Source organism: Shewanella seohaensis (assembly GCF_023283775.1).
Lineage (GTDB): Bacteria > Pseudomonadota > Gammaproteobacteria > Enterobacterales > Shewanellaceae > Shewanella > Shewanella seohaensis.
In genome coordinates, this window is sequence record NZ_JAKILE010000003.1 from 60,114 (window position 1) to 77,191 (window position 17,078).

A 17,078-nucleotide genomic window follows, 5' to 3' on the forward strand; every position below is an offset into this window, starting at 1 on the left:
ATCTTTCATTACAACCAAACCGACCGCTGCAACCGTATTCATTGGCGATGCTTCCCTCAACAAGCTTTCATCAATAAGTGCTAATCAACTGAAATAGATGGAGTTAATAGCAAATCAGCCAATACACACTACCCTTTTCAATATTGAGCCGATACACTTTGCCGACCACAAGGGGCGATCAACGCTCACCGAATATATTCAGGGAAACTGCACATGAGCCAACTCTATTTAGAAGACGGAATTAAACAATTGGTGAGCGAGTTTATCGCCGCAGGTTGCCCTTCGGTGCGCGAGCAAAACCTTGAGGAACGTCGTCAAGGTTACATCGCCAGCACGGTATTGGCTGGCGAGCCGGAAGCGGTGTTTGAGGTCAAAACCTTATCCCTTGAGGGCATCGAATTAACCCTATTTAAGCCCTCGGCGGACAACAACTTACCCGTGGTCATTTACTATCACGGTGGCTGTTTTGTCAGTGGCGGCATCGCCACCCATAATCAACAACTGCGTAAAATCGCCAATGATTCTGGCGCGTTAGTGGTGGCGGTCAGCTATCGCCTCGCCCCTGAGCATGTGTACCCCGCCGCCCATGACGATGCCTTCAATGCCGCCAATCTCGTGCAGCAACATTGCCAACAATGGGGCGGCGATAACACCAATATCACTCTGATGGGCGACAGCGCCGGCGGCCATTTAGCCCTAGTCACTTGCCTGAGGTTAAAAGCAAAAGGGCAATGGTTACCTAAAAAACAAGTGCTTATCTATCCTATGTTAGATGCGACCGCCAAAAGTCAGAGCTATATCGACAATGGCGACAAGTACATCATCACCCGCGACACCCTGCTCACGGGCTTTGATATGTACCTCGATTGGCACCCCAGAACCGACGTTGAAGCCAGCCCTCTGCGCAGCCAAGAGTTAGCAGGCCTGCCCGAAACCCATATTATTACCGCCGAGTTCGATCCCCTGTTAGATGAGGGCGAACAGCTATTCCGTAACCTGTTGGATGCGGGCGTCAATGCCCATTGCCGCCGCTATTTAGGGGTGATCCATGGCTTCTTCCAACTCGCTGGCGTCAGTCAATCGGCGCGGGATGCCATGGTGCAGGTAACCCATATTATTCGCGCTTAACCTGCTTAAGCCGCATGCCTTAATGCGGGCATGCGGCTACCGAATCTATTCAACGAACAACTCATTACATGATAACGCAATGATCTCACGAGCTATTTCGCCTCTGGCCGACTCAGTTTGTGGATCACGTCTTGATGCTGTGGATACATGGCCAGCAAAGCTTCTTGGCTAAACAATTCAAAGTCATCGAAGGTAAAACCCGGTGACACCATACAGCCCACCAGCGAAAACCCCGGTTGATTCATGGCCGAGCCAAAAATACAGCCCTTAGGCACTAAAAACTGTGGCCTTTCGCCCGCGGCTAAATCCAGCCCCAATTGCGTCGTGGTCAGCTCACCCTCGGGGGAAATCATATAAATTGTCAGCGATTGACCCGCATGGAAATACCACATCTCATCGGCCGTGAGTCGATGAAAATGCGACACTTCGCCGGTTCGCAGTAAGAAATAAATGCTGCTCCACAGCTGACGACTCGGATCAAAAGCCGATTCTGAGCGATAGGAAGAACGGTAATATCCGCCTTCAACATGCTGCTCAAGTTCTAAATACTGAATAAAATCATCTGCATTCTGCATCATTACTACTCCATTCATTTTTTCGCACCTGTATCTTGGTTAATACCTTTTTTAAGAAGATGTTAGAACCATGACCAAAATCAAATAATAATTATTCTCATTTACATATAATGCTGCCACTTGTGATTTTACGGAGAAATGAGAGTGAAGCCTACTTACCTTGCCATCCTGTTAGCAGCCCTACTACATCCCCCCTTGGCCAGCGCAGACGAAGTGAAACAACCTGAACTGGATAAAATCGAGCGCGTGAGTGTTGTCGGCGTAAGACAACGATTAGAGCAAGCCGGAACCTTGGCTAACACTATCATGAAAACCGAAGTCATCGACGCCAGCGTGATTGAGAACAAAAATGCCGTCAACCTCTCCGAGGCGATTGATAATTCCCCCGGCGTCAAAGTCTCCAACGAATGCTCCATGTGTGGCGTGAAACGCATTATGCTCAACGGCATGAAAGGCGAGCAAACCACGATTCTGGTCGATGGTTTACCCGTACACACTATGATTTCGGGCTATTATGCGGTCGATGCGATCCCAACAACTGGAGTCGAGCGCATCGAAGTCGCCCGTGGTGCGGGCGCCTCCTTAATCGCCCCCGAAGCGATTGGCGGCACCATTAATATTGTTAGCTATGAGCCCACTGAAAACGGCGCAGAACTGGATTTGTCCGCTGGTGAAAATGGCTACCGTAAACTGGGTTTTCTCGGTAAAGGCGTGACTCAAGATGGCCGCACCCGCGCGACACTCGTTGCCCAATATGACGATAGAGATCAAGCCGATGCGGACAATAACAAAGTCAACGAAGCACCGATGCAGGAAAACCGTAGCCTGACCGCTCGAGTCTCCCACGATGTGACCGATGCCGATAACCTAGTGATGCGCGTCGCCAATATTCAATCGGAAATTTTCGGCGGCCCTATGATAGGCAGCACCTTCGCCGATGGCGTAGCGTCTAGCACGGGGAACGTGTTATCCGGCTACGATGGCCAACCGAGCGAGCCACAACAACTGTTTGAAGATGGTGATGTGCGTAAGCGCTACACAGGAAAAGCCTGGGAAACCACCGAATGGATTAAGACCGAACGTAACGAAGCCTCACTCGCTTGGCTGAGGGAATTTAACGACGACTGGAACATGCACCTTGCCGCCAGCTACGCCGATCATAAACAGGACTCCTTCTACGAAGGCTTCGATTACAGCGCCGATGACAAGATGTGGTTCTTCGATGCACGTTTTAATTATCTGTTGAGCGAGAGCCAACTACTCACCTTCGGCGCCGACTTACGCACAGAGGAAATGCGCTCCCATTCCCGCTCGGGCAGTGCCAACCCTGACTATGTTTCCGACTCCTTTGACTATGATGTCAAAGGCGTTTATCTACAGGACACTTGGCAAGCCACTGAGTCGTTAGAAGTCGCGATGGCGCTGCGTTACGATACTATCAGCGCCGATTTTACCGACCCCAACAAACCCGGCACCGAACTCGATGAGTCGATTCTGTCGCCTAGGGTCGACATTCGTCTGCGCCACAATGATGAATGGACCTCGCGCCTATCCGCAGGTCGCGGCTATCGCGCGCCATTATCCTTCTTTGAAACCGACCACGGCATTTTAGACGGCTCTCTGGGCTTTGACATCGATATCGACGAGCTAGAGCGCTCCAACTCAGTCAACTATGCCCTGAGTTACGAAGGTGAACGCCTCACCTCTACCGCCTCGATTGCTTGGACCGAAGTCGAGCATTTAGCGGCATTAACCACTAACGACCATGGCATTCCATTACTGACCCAGCTCGATGAAAAAGCGCGGGTTATCACCAGCGATATTGCCTTAGGTTATCGCTTGACCGACGATATGAGTTTAAGCCTTACCGCCGAGCATTTTGATTATGATTCAGTATTCAAATCCTCCTATGCCATTGCGCCAGTGGAGAAAAGGGTCAGCCTCAGCATGGATTGGGACGTGAATGACTGGGAAATTTTTGCCAACCTAGTGTGGATCGGTAGTCGCGATCTCGCCGACTTTGGCTACGAAGGCTATAACCGCCTCGATGCCAATGGCCAAGTCGACCCTAGCTCGAAAAAGACCACGGATGCGCCCGCTTACGTGACTTTAGATTTAAAGGTCAGTTATCAGCTCAACGATACCCTGTCACTCTACACTGGGGTCAGCAATCTGTTTGACTATACCCAAGCGGGGGATGAAGACACGCCACTGTTTTACGATGCCGAGGGCGCCTTCGACGTGGGCTATATCTATGGCCCACTGCGTGGCAGAGAAATCTACGCTGGCATGAAGTTTAGCTTCTAATGCTGCGCATTCTTCTCCTTATGTTGCTGTGCTGCGCCCTGCCGTTATCGGCGGCGCAGCTCACCCGCGACTATCAGTTTCAAGCTTTGCGGGGTCAGCAAGTGACTGACTTGTCACATCTCGAGGGGCAAGCGATGGCATTGATGTTTTTCGAGCCTGAGTGCCCTTGGTGCATCAAGCAGGCCAGTGTACTGAAGCAGCTGCATCAAAGCTGTCATCAAGGCGTGCAACCCGTGGCGCTTGGGGTCAATGGAGATAACTTAGCCTTAAAACGTGCCCTGTTTAGGCTGAATTTCCCCTTTGAAGCCTACCGCGCGCCGCCCGCTTTGCTAAAGGATATGGGCGGTATTCCTGCCACGCCAATCCTGCTGCTGCTCAATACCAAGGGAGAGTTAATCAAAGGCTATCGCGGTTTTACCGATGAAGCAGAGCTGAAGGCTCAACTCTGCCGCTCGAGTTAATATCAGCATAATTTAATCTATTGTTTTCAATCAGAGTGTTGTTTGATGCCATTAAATGGCACACCATTCCGATTGAGAACAATAGGTTTTTGCCAATAAAACCTACATTAATCTACACTGTTCAACGCCAACATCAGATACACTTAGAGTGTTACTCCGACATGCCCTTGCCTAGGTTTGAAAAAGCCACATGGGCCAGCGATAGTGAGTAATGGGTGCAATAGCAGACAAGGAGCCAACTAAGAGTGCTTCAATCTATTAGACCCTTTAACGTATAGGGAGCTTGTTTGATGGTCAGTGTTGAGCAAATGGCTTTAGTGCTGGACGCGCTACCCGATCCGGCGTTTATCCTGTCACAAAGCGGCCGCTATGTTGCTGTGTTTGGTGGTAAAGATGCGCGTTATTACCACGACGGCAGTGGATTAGTTGGCCTTTACCTGAGCGATGTACTCAACGACGAAAAGACCACTTACTACCTCAAGATTATTCAGCAAGCCTTAGATAGCCGTAAATTACTGATTGAGGAATATGAACTCAGTAATAAGGATGTCAAAGGCTTATCCGATCAAGGTCCTTCAGAACCCATCTGGTTTGAAGGGCGCATTCAGGCGTTAGATTTTCTAGTGGATAACGAACCCGTCGTCCTCTGGGTCGCCAGTAATATTTCCAAACGCCATAAGCTAGAAATACAACTGCGGCAATTAAGTGATACTGACCAACTGACTGGACTCTATAACCGCCGCCGCTTAGACCGTGACTTACACTTTCTCTTCGACACCTTTAGCCGCCACCGTATTCCGGCCTCGATCTTAGTGCTCGATCTGGATCACCTGAAGCTTATTAACGATCAACTGGGGCACCAAGCGGGTGATCGCGTCATCATGGCGGTCGCCGAAGCCTGCCAACAGCAATTTCGCAAAACCGACAGCGCCTACCGTTTTGGTGGCGATGAATTTGTGATTGCCCTGCCCGGGGTTGACCATGACCAAGCCATAGTGTTTGCCGAATATCTCTGTGACTGTTGCTTCAAGGCATTGCAGCAACTCTCGGTAAAAGGATTATTTGCCACCGTCAGCATAGGTGTCGCCAGCATAGAAGCGGGCGATAAATCCTATGAAGACACCCTAAAGCGCGCCGATGCCGCGCTCTATCAAGCCAAGCGGAATGGTAAGAATCGCGTAATAGCCAATACGGCTTAATTTCCGACAATAGGATAGTATAGAGCTTGATATGAGTTCACCTTGCAACATATCACCCACAGAATTTATGACCTTATAATCATAACACATTGTAATAAAACAAATTCACACAAGCCTAATATACAAAAACATTTAAGATAAATATCAAAAAAACCAGTTATTGTAAGATTAATAAATTGATAGAGTGAATAAACTCATTTACAATTATTAACCCTATTTTACCTTAGACGACATGATTGCTTATACATAATCAAGTCAACAGAAAAATATTTACACTCAAAATTTAAACAAGGCTAATATAATGAGATATTCTCAGGAAGAGATGAAAACAGCATATAATAATGTTATGAAAAAATGCAAACCTATGGGTGCTATTTTTGGCGCATTGGTCGGTACCATTCCGGCGCTAGCAATTTATATATCATTTGTTTTTATGAATGTTAATGGACCTATTTGGATTTTATGCATTTTGCCTCCAGCTGTAATTGGCATGTTTTCACGCTTTGTTGGAAGAACCTTTAGACCAGAGCATCGTATCCCCACAGGGCTAATCGGAGCAATAACTCATATTTTAGGATGTTACATATTAGGAAGTGGAATAATTTTTTATCTATTAGCACCGATTAATTTTGCGATAGCAATGATAGCAGCAAAAACAAAGCTAAGCGAAGTAGAAGAATGGGCAATTTATCAAGCTGATATTGGAAAACTATCCTAAAAACATAATAAATAAAAATAAGAAAATGAGATTACTAAATATAGCATTATTCATTCTACTCCTTTGTAGTTTCCATGCCGACTCTACGGAACATTCTGTTAAAAGCTCAACGATAAGCTCCAGAATACAGATTAAAGATATCAATCAAGTGTTGTCAGCTCAAAGCGTAGGTACTCTGGTCATTACAAGAAATCGATTTAGCAAAGATACTCAATCACTATGTACGGGTATTCTAATTGCTGATGACTATCTTATGACAGCGGCGCACTGCATTATCGACCATATGACTGGTGAGGGTGTGCTCAATGCAGAATTTATTCCACAATACCTTGGCGATGGTAAGCAAATTCGTTCAAGAGTGTTCATTGAAAAAGGATGGGTTCACAAAAAATATTTAACCACTGATTATAAAGATATTTTACAGTTCAAAAATGGTTTAGTCTCACTCAATCGCAAACCAAATACGAGTGATTTAGCTATACTAAAAGTCACAAACAGCCAAACAGGATATGGCTTAGGGAAGCAGTACGGATATGTTTCCCCTATTGCAGCAGAAGATGTGTTAACCACTAAAAAACCTAATGTTAGTTTACTAAGTTATCCAGCAGATAAAAGTGGTAATACATTATGGTATCAACAATGTCACTTAACAGAACACAAGTCATTAATAGGGAAGTTTGACTGCCAAATCTACTCGGGTTCTAGTGGTGCAGGATTGCTAATAAAGGCACCTAATTCTGATAAAGATAGAGTGTTAGGGATAGTTTCATCTTCATCGGATAATGGACTATCAGGTGCAGCGGTTCTTTTTTCTACTGAAATGATACAGGATATTGAGAATATTATTAAAAATCGCACTGAATCGATTAAACATTTTAGCGCCGTAAAATTTAAAACAACACCTCGAACTTATGTGCATATTGAAAATCTTTGCAAAAAAGAAATTATTGCCATGGTATATTCAGAAGAAAATAATCAGGGAATGGTTTCTGAGAGTAAAATACCAGTTAATACATCCGTAATTTTTAATAGCATACAATCTAGAATATGGTACAGTCATATTAGAGATCTAGAAGGAAAACCTTACAATTTTGGCAATGATATATTGCTAGATGTTAATAACAAATCATATTACTTTAAAAAAAATATTATTCCATATAAAAATATTGGCAATGGAAGTGTTTTTTATGGTGATTATTTTCTAAAAGTATACTGTATTTAATACAAGCTGCGTTTATTAAACACAGTACTGTACGATGGCCTATAACATCAAACTAGGAACTACGATTTAGAGGCTTGCATCAACACTGTTTAGGTTAGTTTGATGCAAGCCTCTGTTGAGTCTTACTTAACCGCGTTAGCCTTGCGGGCGGCGTGCAGTTTTTTATAGCTTTCGATAAGTCTTAGGTGCGGTTCAATCCCTTCGAGCTGCATACTGGTCTTAGTTAAACCGCTGAAACGGACTTTACCCGTAACGCTGCCGACCACTTGTTCCATCACTTCTGCGCCAAACATGCGGGTAAAGTTATGGCTAAAGTCTTCGAGTTCAAGGTCTTCATCCAGCGTCACTTCCAGTACCGCGCTCATTGCTTGGAAGAACAGATTACGCTTCACGGTATTGTCGTTAAATTGCAGGAACTCACCGACTAATTCCAGCGCCTCTTCATGCGCGCCGAGTGCCAGATAAATCAGGATCTTAAGTTCGATAATCGTCAACTTGCCCCAGACGGTATTTTCATCGAAGACGATACCAATCAGGGTACGAATATCGGTGTAGTTATCGAGCTGACTTTCTTCTAAACGATTGACTAGGTTAACCAATTGCTTAGTGCTTAAAGAATGCAGATTTAGGATATCTTCACGGTAATCCAGCGCCTTGTTGGTGTTGTCCCAAATCAGGTCTTCAACTGGATAAACTTCAGAGTAATCAGGCACTAAAATACGGCAAGCCGATGCGCCTAATGCGGTAAATTCGGCGACATACACCTCTTTACCTAGATCTTCTAAAATGCCGAATAAGCGGTCCGCTTCCTCTTGGTTAGTGCCAGAGAAATCCCATTCGCAGAACTCATAGTCATGCTTGCTGCTAAAGAAGCGCCATGAGATCACCCCCGTTGAGTCGATAAAGTGCTCAACAAAGTTTTCAGGCTCGCTCACCGCCATGCTGTTAAAGGTCGGTTTTGGCACATCGTTTAAGCCTTCGAAGCTGCGACCTTGGAGCAATTCGGTCAGACTGCGCTCCAATGCCACTTCAAAGCTTGGGTGGGCACCGAAGGAGGCGAATACCCCGCCGGTTTTCGGGTTCATCAGCGTCACGCACATCACAGGGAACTGGCCGCCTAAGGAGGCGTCTTTCACCACCACTGGGAAGCCTTGTTCTTCTAAGCCCTTAATGCCCGCAAGAATGCTTGGGTATTTTTCTAATACCGACATAGGCACGTCTGGCAGAACGATTTCCTGCTCGATAATTTGGCGTTTCACCGCGCGCTCGAAGATTTCAGACAGACACTGTACTTCGGCTTCTTTGATGTTGTTACCCGCGCTCATGCCATTGCTTAAGAACAGGTTTTCAATCAGGTTTGATGGGAAGTACACAGTCTCGCCATCGGATTTACGCTTGTACGGAATCGCACAAATGCCACGGTCACGATTGCCCGAGTTAGTGTCAATAAGATGCGAGCCACACAGCTCCTCATCGGGGTTATAAATCTCTAGGCAGTAGTCGTCTAACAACCCCGCTGGCAGAGCGTCGTCTTCCTCGAGAGCAAACCATTTTTCGTTGGGATAATGCACAAACTCGCTGTTAGCAATCTCAACCCCAAAGAATTGGTCGTTATAGAAGAAGTTATTGTTTAAACGCTCGATAAACTCACCGAGGGCCGAGCACAGCGCGCTCTCTTTGGTTGCGCCTTTACCATTGGTAAAACACATGGGCGATGCGGCATCACGGATATGCAGTGACCACACATTGGGCACAATGTTACGCCATGAGGAGATCTCAATCTTCATCCCCAGCTCAGCCAAAATGCCAGTCATATTGGCAATGGTCTGCTCTAGCGGTAAGTCTTTACCCAAAATATAGGTGCTGCTGTCGTCGCCTGGGTGACCCATCAACATGGCATTGGCGTCGGCATCGAGGTTTTCAACGGTTTCGATTCTAAATTCTGGGCCAGTCTGCACGACTTTTTTCACGGTGCAGCGGTCGATGGAGCGCAAAATACCTTCGCGATCTTTATCCGAAATATCATCGGGCAATTCGACATTGATCTGGAAAATCTGGTTGTAGCGATCTTCTGGGTCGACAATATTGTTTTGCGACAGGCGGATATTGTCCGTCGGAATATCGCGAGATTTACAATATACCTTCACAAAGTAGGCGGCGCACAATGCCGAAGAAGCTAAGAAGTAGTCGAAGGGACTCGGCGCCGAGCCGTCGCCCTTATAACGGATGGGCTGATCGGCCGTTACCGTAAAATCGTCGAACTTGGCTTCGAGTCTCAGGTTGTCGAGAAAATTAACTTTGATTTCCATTAGAATTTTTCCACTCAATATGCTCAAACGCGATAATCGCATTCGTTACCGCACAGCATTGCCCTTGGGCGCTATCGTCTTGGGGGGAATTATCGGTGTTTTTCGCCCATTAGTCTTGGGTTAATTATGTTAAAAAAACACCAGCGGGATTTTTATGCCTTGGGCCGCAAGCAGAACGGTAGGATTAATTGCGGCATTCACTGTGGGTTAGCCAAGGGTTAATGCTCAGCACTGCCTTGCTTATCCGCCTCGCGCTTAACCAGTAAAAAGGTGAGATACATCTTTGTCGGCAGGGATAACGCCATGCCAACGGCAACGCAAACGGCGCTGATAATTATGCCTTTTACGCCCATGGCTTCGACGGTTTCATTAAAGTTATGCAGATAAATCCCAAGCATAATCAGGCACAGCCCAAGGCCAATGCAGATTTTTAACAGCGTTATCAGCCTTTGATTAGTCACAGTCCTGCCTTTAGTTGCACGCCTTGATTGAGCTAGAGTCGTCTTGTTTAAGCTTGCGTCGCACCGTTTAGCCACTCAAACAAACAAGCGCCGCCTATGCATAAAGATTAACTAATATAATGAGCGCATTGGCTTATTTAGGCTTTGATTAAGATCAACGAAGTGACTCAGCCTTTCGCCCTCATCCTTAAGTCAAATACCACTTTGCACTTTTGTCGGTTACATTAGATTTTTGTTAACTTAAGCACTTAAGAATATTGGGGATTCGTTATACTGCCCTGCAATAATAAAGCGGCTTATTCCGGAGTTGTTGAACATGTCTAATTTCAGTTTACGTAACAAATTGCTCCTACTCGCACTGTTCCCGTTGATTCTGACCCTCATAGTGCTGATGACAGTTTCCTACCATGTCGAGCAATCGGCGCTTGCCGATGAAGTCACCACATTTAGAGAAAAGTTAATCGGTGAGCGTAAAACCCAAATCAAAGAAGCCACCCAAATCGCCGCAGGCATAGTGCAATACCAGCTATCGTTAAAAGAACAGGGCAATGTTAACCAAGCCCTACGTGATATTCGCTTTGGCAGTTCGGGCTACTTCTTTATTTACGATTCCCAAGGTAAAAACCTATTCCATGCGGTCATGCCCAACCTCGAGGGGCAGAATAAAATCGATATGACCGATCCCCGTGGCACCAAGATCATTGTCGGCCTACTCAATGCCGCCAAAAACGGTGACGGTAATTTCTCGTTCTATTTCCAAAAACCCAATACCAACGAGCAAATCGAAAAAATCGGCTACTCCATGATGATCCCAGGCACAGATTGGATGCTCGGCACCGGCGCCTATATCGACGATATCGATGCCGTGGTTGAGGATTACCGCACCACAGTGACCGAGCAGATGATCGATAAGTCCTACGCGATTTTATTGATCGCACTGTTATTAGCGGCCATTACCGCCGCCGTGATCTTAGTGACCGCCCAGCGCATGGTCACACCGATTAAAAACATGGCAGATAACTTAAACGATATCGCCAAAGGCGAAGGCGATTTAACCAAGCGCCTTGCGGTGAAGGGCGACGATGAAATCGCCCAACTCGGCCGCTCCTTCAACCTGTTTGTCGATAAACTGCAAACCATTATCGGTGATGTGGCCGATGCCACCGCTAAGGTCAAAACCGCAGCCAATGCGATTCATGACCAAACCAAGGTGATGTCGCGCCAGCTTATCAGCCATAACAATGAAACGGATCAAGTGGTTACCGCCATTACTGAGATGTCTGCCACCGCGAGTGAAGTAGCGCAAAACACCACCCAAGTGGCCGAAGCGACCCACGCCGCCACGGGCGATGTGGCCAATGCCCAGCGTTGTGTCGATGCCTCGTTAGAGGAGATTTCGGCGCTGATGGCGCAAATCAACAATGCCGCCAGCAACATTCAATCCTTGAGTGAACAATCCAAAAAAATCAACAGCGTGCTCTCGGTGATCGGCGGTATTGCCGAGCAAACTAACCTGTTGGCATTAAACGCCGCGATTGAAGCCGCCCGCGCGGGTGAACAGGGTCGCGGCTTTGCCGTGGTGGCCGATGAGGTACGCAACTTAGCCAGCCGTACTCAATCAAGCACATTAGAAATCAACGAGATGCTATCTGAACTGCACAAGCTGGTGAGCTTAGCGGTTAAAACCATGGAAGAGAGTCAGCAGAGTTGTATACGCTCGGTGGATTCGTCCCGCGCCATCTCCGAAAGCTTAGGCTCAGTGACCTCGGCGGTGACCGCCATTAACGATATGAGTACCCAAATCGCCACCGCTGCAACCGAGCAAAGCTCAGTGACCGAAGAGATCAATCGCAATGTGTTTGCTATTCAAGAAATTGTGAATGAGCTACTGCACTCCAGCGAAGAGGCGGCGAGCGTGAGCCAAACCGTGTCGCAGGAAGGACTTAACCTCGGCAAACTCGTCGGCCAATTTAAGATTTAACGCTAAGGCGTGATATCGGCGCTCGCTGTTAGTCGATTAGGTGTTCATCACCTCGGCGTAAGTCGATTCAGTGTTAGTCGATTCGGTATAAATCGCTATCTTTAACCGCCTAAGGCCTCAAGCAATTGAGGCCTTTTTCTTGGTGGCTGCTTGCTAATAACCCAACATAATAGAGTTCGGTATCAAAGCTCGGCCTCGAAGCGAGCAAGGCGCGCCTCGCTCATCGTGCATTGGGTTTGTTGCATCAGTTCGCCCAAGGTAATGGCGGGGTTTTGGTTGATCAGGCGAACCAATTTTGCGCCGAGTGGTTCAAGCTTATCGGCATGTTGTAATAAGCCGCTGTCGATCTTTTTGATCATAAAGGCAAATTCGGCAGTATCACTCTGCCCTTTTAACTCGACGCAACAGCTTTGAATCGCGATAGCCTGCCCAGTGATGCTCCAATTACGGGAGCGGCGCACCCGCTTAAGCTCGCAGCCCTTTTGCACAGCAATCGCCTGCGCCCGCTTGACCGCCTCGCGGCCGATGCGATGGATAAGGGATGGCAAGGGAATACTAATATCATCATGCATGGCAAGTTAACTATCGGGCCTTGGGTCGAATATGGGTGAATAACGGAGCGCGGCGCTAAGTCTTAAGCCTTAAGCGCGAAACCTATAGCCAACGCCGCCAGAGTTTACCCTGCGGCGGGTGCGAACAAAAGACGATACAAACTCATGCAACAACTCACGCATCAACTCACGCTAAGCGCCCCTCGCCCAAGATAGCGGCTCAGGCGTCACAGACTGACAACAACAGTCCTTGAGCAAGGCGGCGGGATTGCCTACAATAACGCACTTTTTGTTCACTACAGATAACGACCATGACTGACACAACTTCACAACCCGCATTACCGGATCGTCTTTCGGTTAACCCACGCAGCCGCCACCATGTAGCTGAAGTCTTTCAATACGATGTGGGTATCCGCGTGAACGGTAAAGAACGTTTCGATGTTGAAGAATACTGCATCAGCGAAGGCTGGGTTAAAGTACCAAGCAAATCTTTAGACCGTCGCGGTCAACCTCTGCTGTTAACCATCAAAGGCACAGTAGAAGCATTTTACCGTTAAGCACCCACTGCTTAATGGATAATAAAAACGGCCAATTCGATTGGCCGTTTTTATTTGCCCTGTATAACCCCAAAACCCTCAGTAATTCATCTCCCCAAGTATTCACAAGTTGTTATTTAAAATAAGCTTTTGTGATAAAACGCATTGATTACACCGCATAACGCGGGTTAAAGTGTGACCACTAAGGGAAATGCAGAGCCACACTCGAACGCCACTATCGAGCACGCTATTTAAGGACAAAGCAGCCAATCTGTACCATGCCGCCCCACTCTTAACAGCCTCCTCTGCCACCAAGGTATCAAGCACATTCATCATGTGTGCGTTATGGAATTAACGATAAACCTTTCTATTTCAAGGATGTAAATGGTAGATTTTACAAACAATCTTTTATCGATAGTGATCATCCTCTCCAGCATGTTCGTCACAATTGGAGTGATGTACGCGCTGCTCAAGTACCGTGATGCTACTGTCACCCTGCCCGTTGATCGCGAGCAACTCAGCCGTATTCCCGCCTATGGCTTACAAAAGCAAATCCAAGATCTGCAATTAGATTTAATCGGCAGCATGATGATGGGGCTGATGATAGTGTGTTTCCCCTTTGCAATAAGCAGTATTCAAGCACATATTGCCGTCGGGAAATTCCCTTGGGTTTACGCCCTAACAGGTTTAATGGGATTAACTTATTGCGGTATTAAAACTTGGAAAAACTTTTCCAAACTCACCAAATTACGTCTAGGGCATACGGCTGAAATCGCTACCGCCAATGAACTTATCGGCCTACAAGCCTTGGGTTATCAAGTGTTTCACGATGTGCAAGCCGACGGCTTTAATATCGACCACCTCGTAATCGGTAAAAATGGCGTATTCGCGATTGAAACCAAAGGCCGCCATAAGCGCAATAAAGACCTACGCCAAACCAATGGCAATGGCGGAGGCTCTAGTTCTAGTTCTGGTAAGAAAGGCTATGAAGTATTTTACAAAGACGGGCGCTTAAACTTCCCCTCGTGGACAGAAACCAAACCCATCGAACAGGCCGAACGGCAAAGCAAATGGGTCAGCCAATGGTTAACCAAAGCCACAGGCTCCCCCGTCGCCGCCACCCCAGCCCTCGTATTCCCCGGCTGGTATGTCACAAGCCAATCGAAACCACCGTTCCCGATCCTTAACCACAAACAATTAGTCGGAACCATCCCGAAACTGAAAACCCAAGATCTTAGCCAGCAACAAGTAGACACCATCATCTACCAAGTCGCCCAAAGATGCCTAAGTAAAAGCGAGGTGGGGAAATAACGAGAATTAACAGTAGTTAATAACTTAACTCTGACTTAGATTTGCTGAATCACATAAATCCTGAGAACACAAAAGTGAAACCTTTCATGAATTAAAAATCAACATCTAATAAAATAGTTAGACTTTAATTAATTTAAAGCTTCCATCACTCATCTCTATCTTTTTAAAATCAAAGAAGATTGATGGTGCATCTTGATAAACTAATTCAAATAAAGCACAAGCAACTCTTCTCATTTCCCAATCACCTTCTAAACTACCTCTTACTGTGAAAAAATGCCTCAAGGATCTTGCATTAACAGTTATTACTATCTTGGTTTCAGTTGCATTTGGTAAAATAGATCTCGCTGCACTCCTTAATTCTCTTAAATGTTCTTTCTTAGATAACTTCGTATTTTCAAATGTTGTGATTATTTTCCTGTAAGTACAAATGCTTTTATACATGTTGTCTGACCACACTGAAAACAATTCTTTATTTTTCTCTATTGTCGGAGGCACTACAAATAAAGCCTCAGATTCATCATGATATTGCTGAGACAATTGGCTAAATGAAAAACCTACGCGATGACGAACAAGTTGATGAGTAAAACCTCTAGAAACTCCGGACAAAATGATAGTCCAACTTACATGCTCCAAGACACTTTCATGACCTTGTAATATTAAATTTGCTATATACTCTTTATTATTACGAGGTGACTGTCTATCTTTCCCAAATGATAAATAACAAAGCCTTCCCGAAACCTCAACTAGTTCCTCAGCCTCTGTGCCGCCGGTTCTAATCCATTCCAAGCATTCATCTTTCAAAAAACTAAAAAATTCTTTCTCATCAAAACTTGGCCTGCTTAAAATCCGTACATTAAATTTAGCGCATTTTATTTTCATTTTTCATCACTTCTTTGCTGGTCAGATCAAAATCTTCACATTTATTAATCCCAAAGTGACAATAAAGTTTTTCCACATTGGAATTAAGCTTTTTAATTTCCAACTCCTTAACTTTAATACTAGTGTTTAAAGATTCTAAAGCTGCTGATTTTTCCTTCAACTCACTTCTTAACAAACTCAATTCGACTTGATATTTATCACTAGAAATTTTCAGAGGGGATACATATTCCAATCTAAACTTGTCAAGCATTGAATTAGTGAATATCTGCTCACTAACAATAGGTATTATTGTAAAAACAACACTAAGCACAACACTTAATAATGCAATAAAAAAACCACTCCAAATAAATGCTTTCTTACGAATTACTGATTCCAATAAATCTGGCATTCTTATGTCTAAATTTGCAAAATCTTTACTTAGAGTTAATACTTGCTCTTTACTTACCCCTGCTCCAGATATTGATTTAAAATCACTATCACATTCACCATCAATAAAAAATAATAATAAAGTCGCAACCTTGTCACCCTTGCGCAACTTTACTGGTGATTTACCCATATTGACTAAATACACACTAATATAACCAGAAAACAGCGGATCTATATGCCCTGGATTAGTCATAATAACCCCTGATTTTGACATCGAATTTGGTGGAAAAATAACCCCCCCAACATCAAAAGGAAAATTGAATTTTTCTGCGACTTGAATAACAACCGTTTGACCAGGATGCAGATCAATCACATCTAATCCAGAGACATTTACATCAACATTCGACCTAGATATATCATTATTAGCTGCATAAATCGATTTAATTGTCAAATCAACTGAGGATGCTTGAGTTTGATTTATAATGTCATTAAACGAGCCATCATCTAAACTCAGTATTTTCTCACTTTGAATTAGCTCAACAATTTGATTACGTCCTAGCACAATAGCTCCAAATATAAATTATAAAGCAACCATTTAACCCAAATACCTAATCAACCATTAAGTTACAAAAAACACAGACAGCACTAACGTATAGGCTTCTAACAATTTGATTTTATACTAAATATAAGTAAATGGCCATCCATAATAAATCAACAACATAACCTACTTGTGGCTTGCCTACGTCTGTACAAATGACAGGACAGGCATAACTCTTCACTCAATGATTACGCCAGAACTAGCATTGTTGCACCAGTGACCTTCTAAAACAGGATGTTTTAGTAGAGCTTACAGGGACGACTAATGTTTACATCATGGGCGGCGAGTCACTGGTGTAACTTATATAAGAGAATGCAAAAGCCTGCAGCAGGCAATTGGGAAGTACAGTTGCCAAAAGCTACAAAATAACCCATTCGCAGCACTAAGTTCGCCAGAGATAATACGCATAAAACAAAAAAGCGACCCTAAGGTCGCTTTTGTATGTCCATAATTGCGTTGCTGGCGAAGCTAATGCA

15 protein-coding genes are annotated in these 17,078 nt (G+C 45.3%); 9 read left to right on the plus strand and 6 right to left on the minus strand.

Going from position 1 to position 17,078, the window contains the following annotated elements:
- The first annotated feature begins 213 nt into the window (after nucleotides 1–213).
- Nucleotides 214–1,128, plus strand: coding sequence for an alpha/beta hydrolase (locus L2713_RS04120; RefSeq protein WP_248967030.1), 915 nt, complete (start codon nucleotides 214–216; stop codon nucleotides 1,126–1,128).
- Between the two features lie 92 nt (nucleotides 1,129–1,220).
- Here L2713_RS04120 and L2713_RS04125 read toward each other — a convergent pair whose 3' ends face one another.
- Entirely contained in the window at nucleotides 1,221–1,703 is a 483-nt protein-coding gene (locus L2713_RS04125; RefSeq protein WP_248967215.1) for a cupin domain-containing protein, read from the minus strand.
- Between the two features lie 138 nt (nucleotides 1,704–1,841).
- Here L2713_RS04125 and L2713_RS04130 point away from each other — a divergent pair, with 138 nt between their 5' ends.
- From L2713_RS04130 to L2713_RS04150, 5 genes are all read left to right on the plus strand, one after another.
- Nucleotides 1,842–4,010, plus strand: coding sequence for a TonB-dependent receptor plug domain-containing protein (locus tag L2713_RS04130; RefSeq protein ID WP_248967031.1), 2,169 nt, complete (start codon nucleotides 1,842–1,844; stop codon nucleotides 4,008–4,010).
- Complete coding sequence (locus L2713_RS04135; protein WP_248967032.1) at nucleotides 4,010–4,471, plus strand: TlpA family protein disulfide reductase; 462 nt, start codon at nucleotides 4,010–4,012, stop codon at nucleotides 4,469–4,471. Before L2713_RS04130 ends, L2713_RS04135 begins: the two co-directional genes overlap by 1 nt.
- Nucleotides 4,472–4,761: 290 nt before the next feature.
- On the plus strand, nucleotides 4,762–5,670 hold the full coding sequence (locus tag L2713_RS04140; protein WP_248967216.1) for a GGDEF domain-containing protein: 909 nt from the start codon (nucleotides 4,762–4,764) through the stop codon (nucleotides 5,668–5,670).
- Between the two features lie 301 nt (nucleotides 5,671–5,971).
- On the plus strand, nucleotides 5,972–6,388 hold the full coding sequence (locus L2713_RS04145) for a hypothetical protein (RefSeq protein ID WP_047539835.1): 417 nt from the start codon (nucleotides 5,972–5,974) through the stop codon (nucleotides 6,386–6,388).
- Nucleotides 6,372–7,610 carry a trypsin-like serine peptidase gene (locus L2713_RS04150; RefSeq protein WP_248967033.1) on the plus strand — a complete coding sequence of 413 codons (1,239 nt, stop codon included), beginning with the start codon at nucleotides 6,372–6,374 and terminating at the stop codon, nucleotides 7,608–7,610. The genes L2713_RS04145 and L2713_RS04150 overlap by 17 nt, the downstream gene beginning before the upstream one ends.
- Before the next feature lie 122 nt (nucleotides 7,611–7,732).
- Here L2713_RS04150 and L2713_RS04155 read toward each other — a convergent pair whose 3' ends face one another.
- Both L2713_RS04155 and L2713_RS04160 read right to left on the minus strand, forming a co-directional pair.
- The gene (locus tag L2713_RS04155) at nucleotides 7,733–9,919 is read right to left on the minus strand and encodes an OsmC domain/YcaO domain-containing protein (RefSeq protein WP_248967034.1); all 2,187 of its coding nucleotides are present in this window, start codon (nucleotides 9,917–9,919) and stop codon (nucleotides 7,733–7,735) included.
- Nucleotides 9,920–10,137: 218 nt separating this feature from the next.
- Nucleotides 10,138–10,380, minus strand: coding sequence for a hypothetical protein (locus tag L2713_RS04160; protein WP_041408884.1), 243 nt, complete (start codon nucleotides 10,378–10,380; stop codon nucleotides 10,138–10,140).
- Nucleotides 10,381–10,696: 316 nt separating this feature from the next.
- Between L2713_RS04160 and L2713_RS04165 the strand changes: the two genes are divergently transcribed.
- The gene (locus L2713_RS04165) at nucleotides 10,697–12,361 is read left to right on the plus strand and encodes a methyl-accepting chemotaxis protein (RefSeq protein WP_248967035.1); all 1,665 of its coding nucleotides are present in this window, start codon (nucleotides 10,697–10,699) and stop codon (nucleotides 12,359–12,361) included.
- A gap of 182 nt (nucleotides 12,362–12,543) precedes the next feature.
- Here the strand turns inward: L2713_RS04165 and L2713_RS04170 are convergent, their stop codons facing one another.
- Nucleotides 12,544–12,933: a ribosome recycling factor family protein gene (locus tag L2713_RS04170; protein ID WP_248967036.1), complete on the minus strand. Its 390-nt coding sequence runs from the start codon at nucleotides 12,931–12,933 to the stop codon at nucleotides 12,544–12,546.
- 290 nt (nucleotides 12,934–13,223) lie between these two features.
- On the opposite strand from L2713_RS04170, the gene L2713_RS04175 reads away from it, so the two are divergent.
- On the plus strand, nucleotides 13,224–13,469 hold the full coding sequence (locus tag L2713_RS04175) for a DUF3297 family protein (protein WP_011624059.1): 246 nt from the start codon (nucleotides 13,224–13,226) through the stop codon (nucleotides 13,467–13,469).
- 363 nt (nucleotides 13,470–13,832) lie between these two features.
- The gene (locus L2713_RS04180; protein ID WP_248967037.1) at nucleotides 13,833–14,759 is read left to right on the plus strand and encodes a nuclease-related domain-containing protein; all 927 of its coding nucleotides are present in this window, start codon (nucleotides 13,833–13,835) and stop codon (nucleotides 14,757–14,759) included.
- Nucleotides 14,760–14,876: 117 nt separating this feature from the next.
- On the opposite strand, the gene thyX is transcribed toward L2713_RS04180, so the two are convergent.
- Nucleotides 14,877–15,638, minus strand: coding sequence for an FAD-dependent thymidylate synthase (gene thyX / locus L2713_RS04185; protein WP_248967038.1), 762 nt, complete (start codon nucleotides 15,636–15,638; stop codon nucleotides 14,877–14,879).
- Nucleotides 15,619–16,566 carry a dCTP deaminase gene (locus tag L2713_RS04190; protein WP_248967039.1) on the minus strand — a complete coding sequence of 316 codons (948 nt, stop codon included), beginning with the start codon at nucleotides 16,564–16,566 and terminating at the stop codon, nucleotides 15,619–15,621. Before L2713_RS04190 ends, thyX begins: the two co-directional genes overlap by 20 nt.
- Nucleotides 16,567–17,078 lie beyond the last annotated feature (512 nt).

Excerpts from the sequence above, each read along its gene's own strand:
- L2713_RS04165 (WP_248967035.1), top strand. The coding sequence starts at position 10,697 with ATGTCTAATTTCAGTTTACGTAACAAATTGCTCCTACTCGCACTGTTC.
- L2713_RS04135 (WP_248967032.1), top strand. The coding sequence starts at position 4,010 with ATGCTGCGCATTCTTCTCCTTATGTTGCTGTGCTGCGCCCTGCCGTTA.
- L2713_RS04125 (WP_248967215.1), bottom strand. The coding sequence starts at position 1,703 with ATGCAGAATGCAGATGATTTTATTCAGTATTTAGAACTTGAGCAGCAT.
- L2713_RS04180 (WP_248967037.1), top strand. The coding sequence starts at position 13,833 with ATGGTAGATTTTACAAACAATCTTTTATCGATAGTGATCATCCTCTCC.
- L2713_RS04145 (WP_047539835.1), top strand. The coding sequence starts at position 5,972 with ATGAGATATTCTCAGGAAGAGATGAAAACAGCATATAATAATGTTATG.
- L2713_RS04175 (WP_011624059.1), top strand. The coding sequence starts at position 13,224 with ATGACTGACACAACTTCACAACCCGCATTACCGGATCGTCTTTCGGTT.
- L2713_RS04155 (WP_248967034.1), bottom strand. The coding sequence starts at position 9,919 with ATGGAAATCAAAGTTAATTTTCTCGACAACCTGAGACTCGAAGCCAAG.
- L2713_RS04120 (WP_248967030.1), top strand. The coding sequence starts at position 214 with ATGAGCCAACTCTATTTAGAAGACGGAATTAAACAATTGGTGAGCGAG.
- L2713_RS04140 (WP_248967216.1), top strand. The coding sequence starts at position 4,762 with ATGGTCAGTGTTGAGCAAATGGCTTTAGTGCTGGACGCGCTACCCGAT.
- thyX (WP_248967038.1), bottom strand. The coding sequence starts at position 15,638 with ATGAAAATAAAATGCGCTAAATTTAATGTACGGATTTTAAGCAGGCCA.
- L2713_RS04130 (WP_248967031.1), top strand. The coding sequence starts at position 1,842 with ATGAGAGTGAAGCCTACTTACCTTGCCATCCTGTTAGCAGCCCTACTA.
- L2713_RS04170 (WP_248967036.1), bottom strand. The coding sequence starts at position 12,933 with ATGCATGATGATATTAGTATTCCCTTGCCATCCCTTATCCATCGCATC.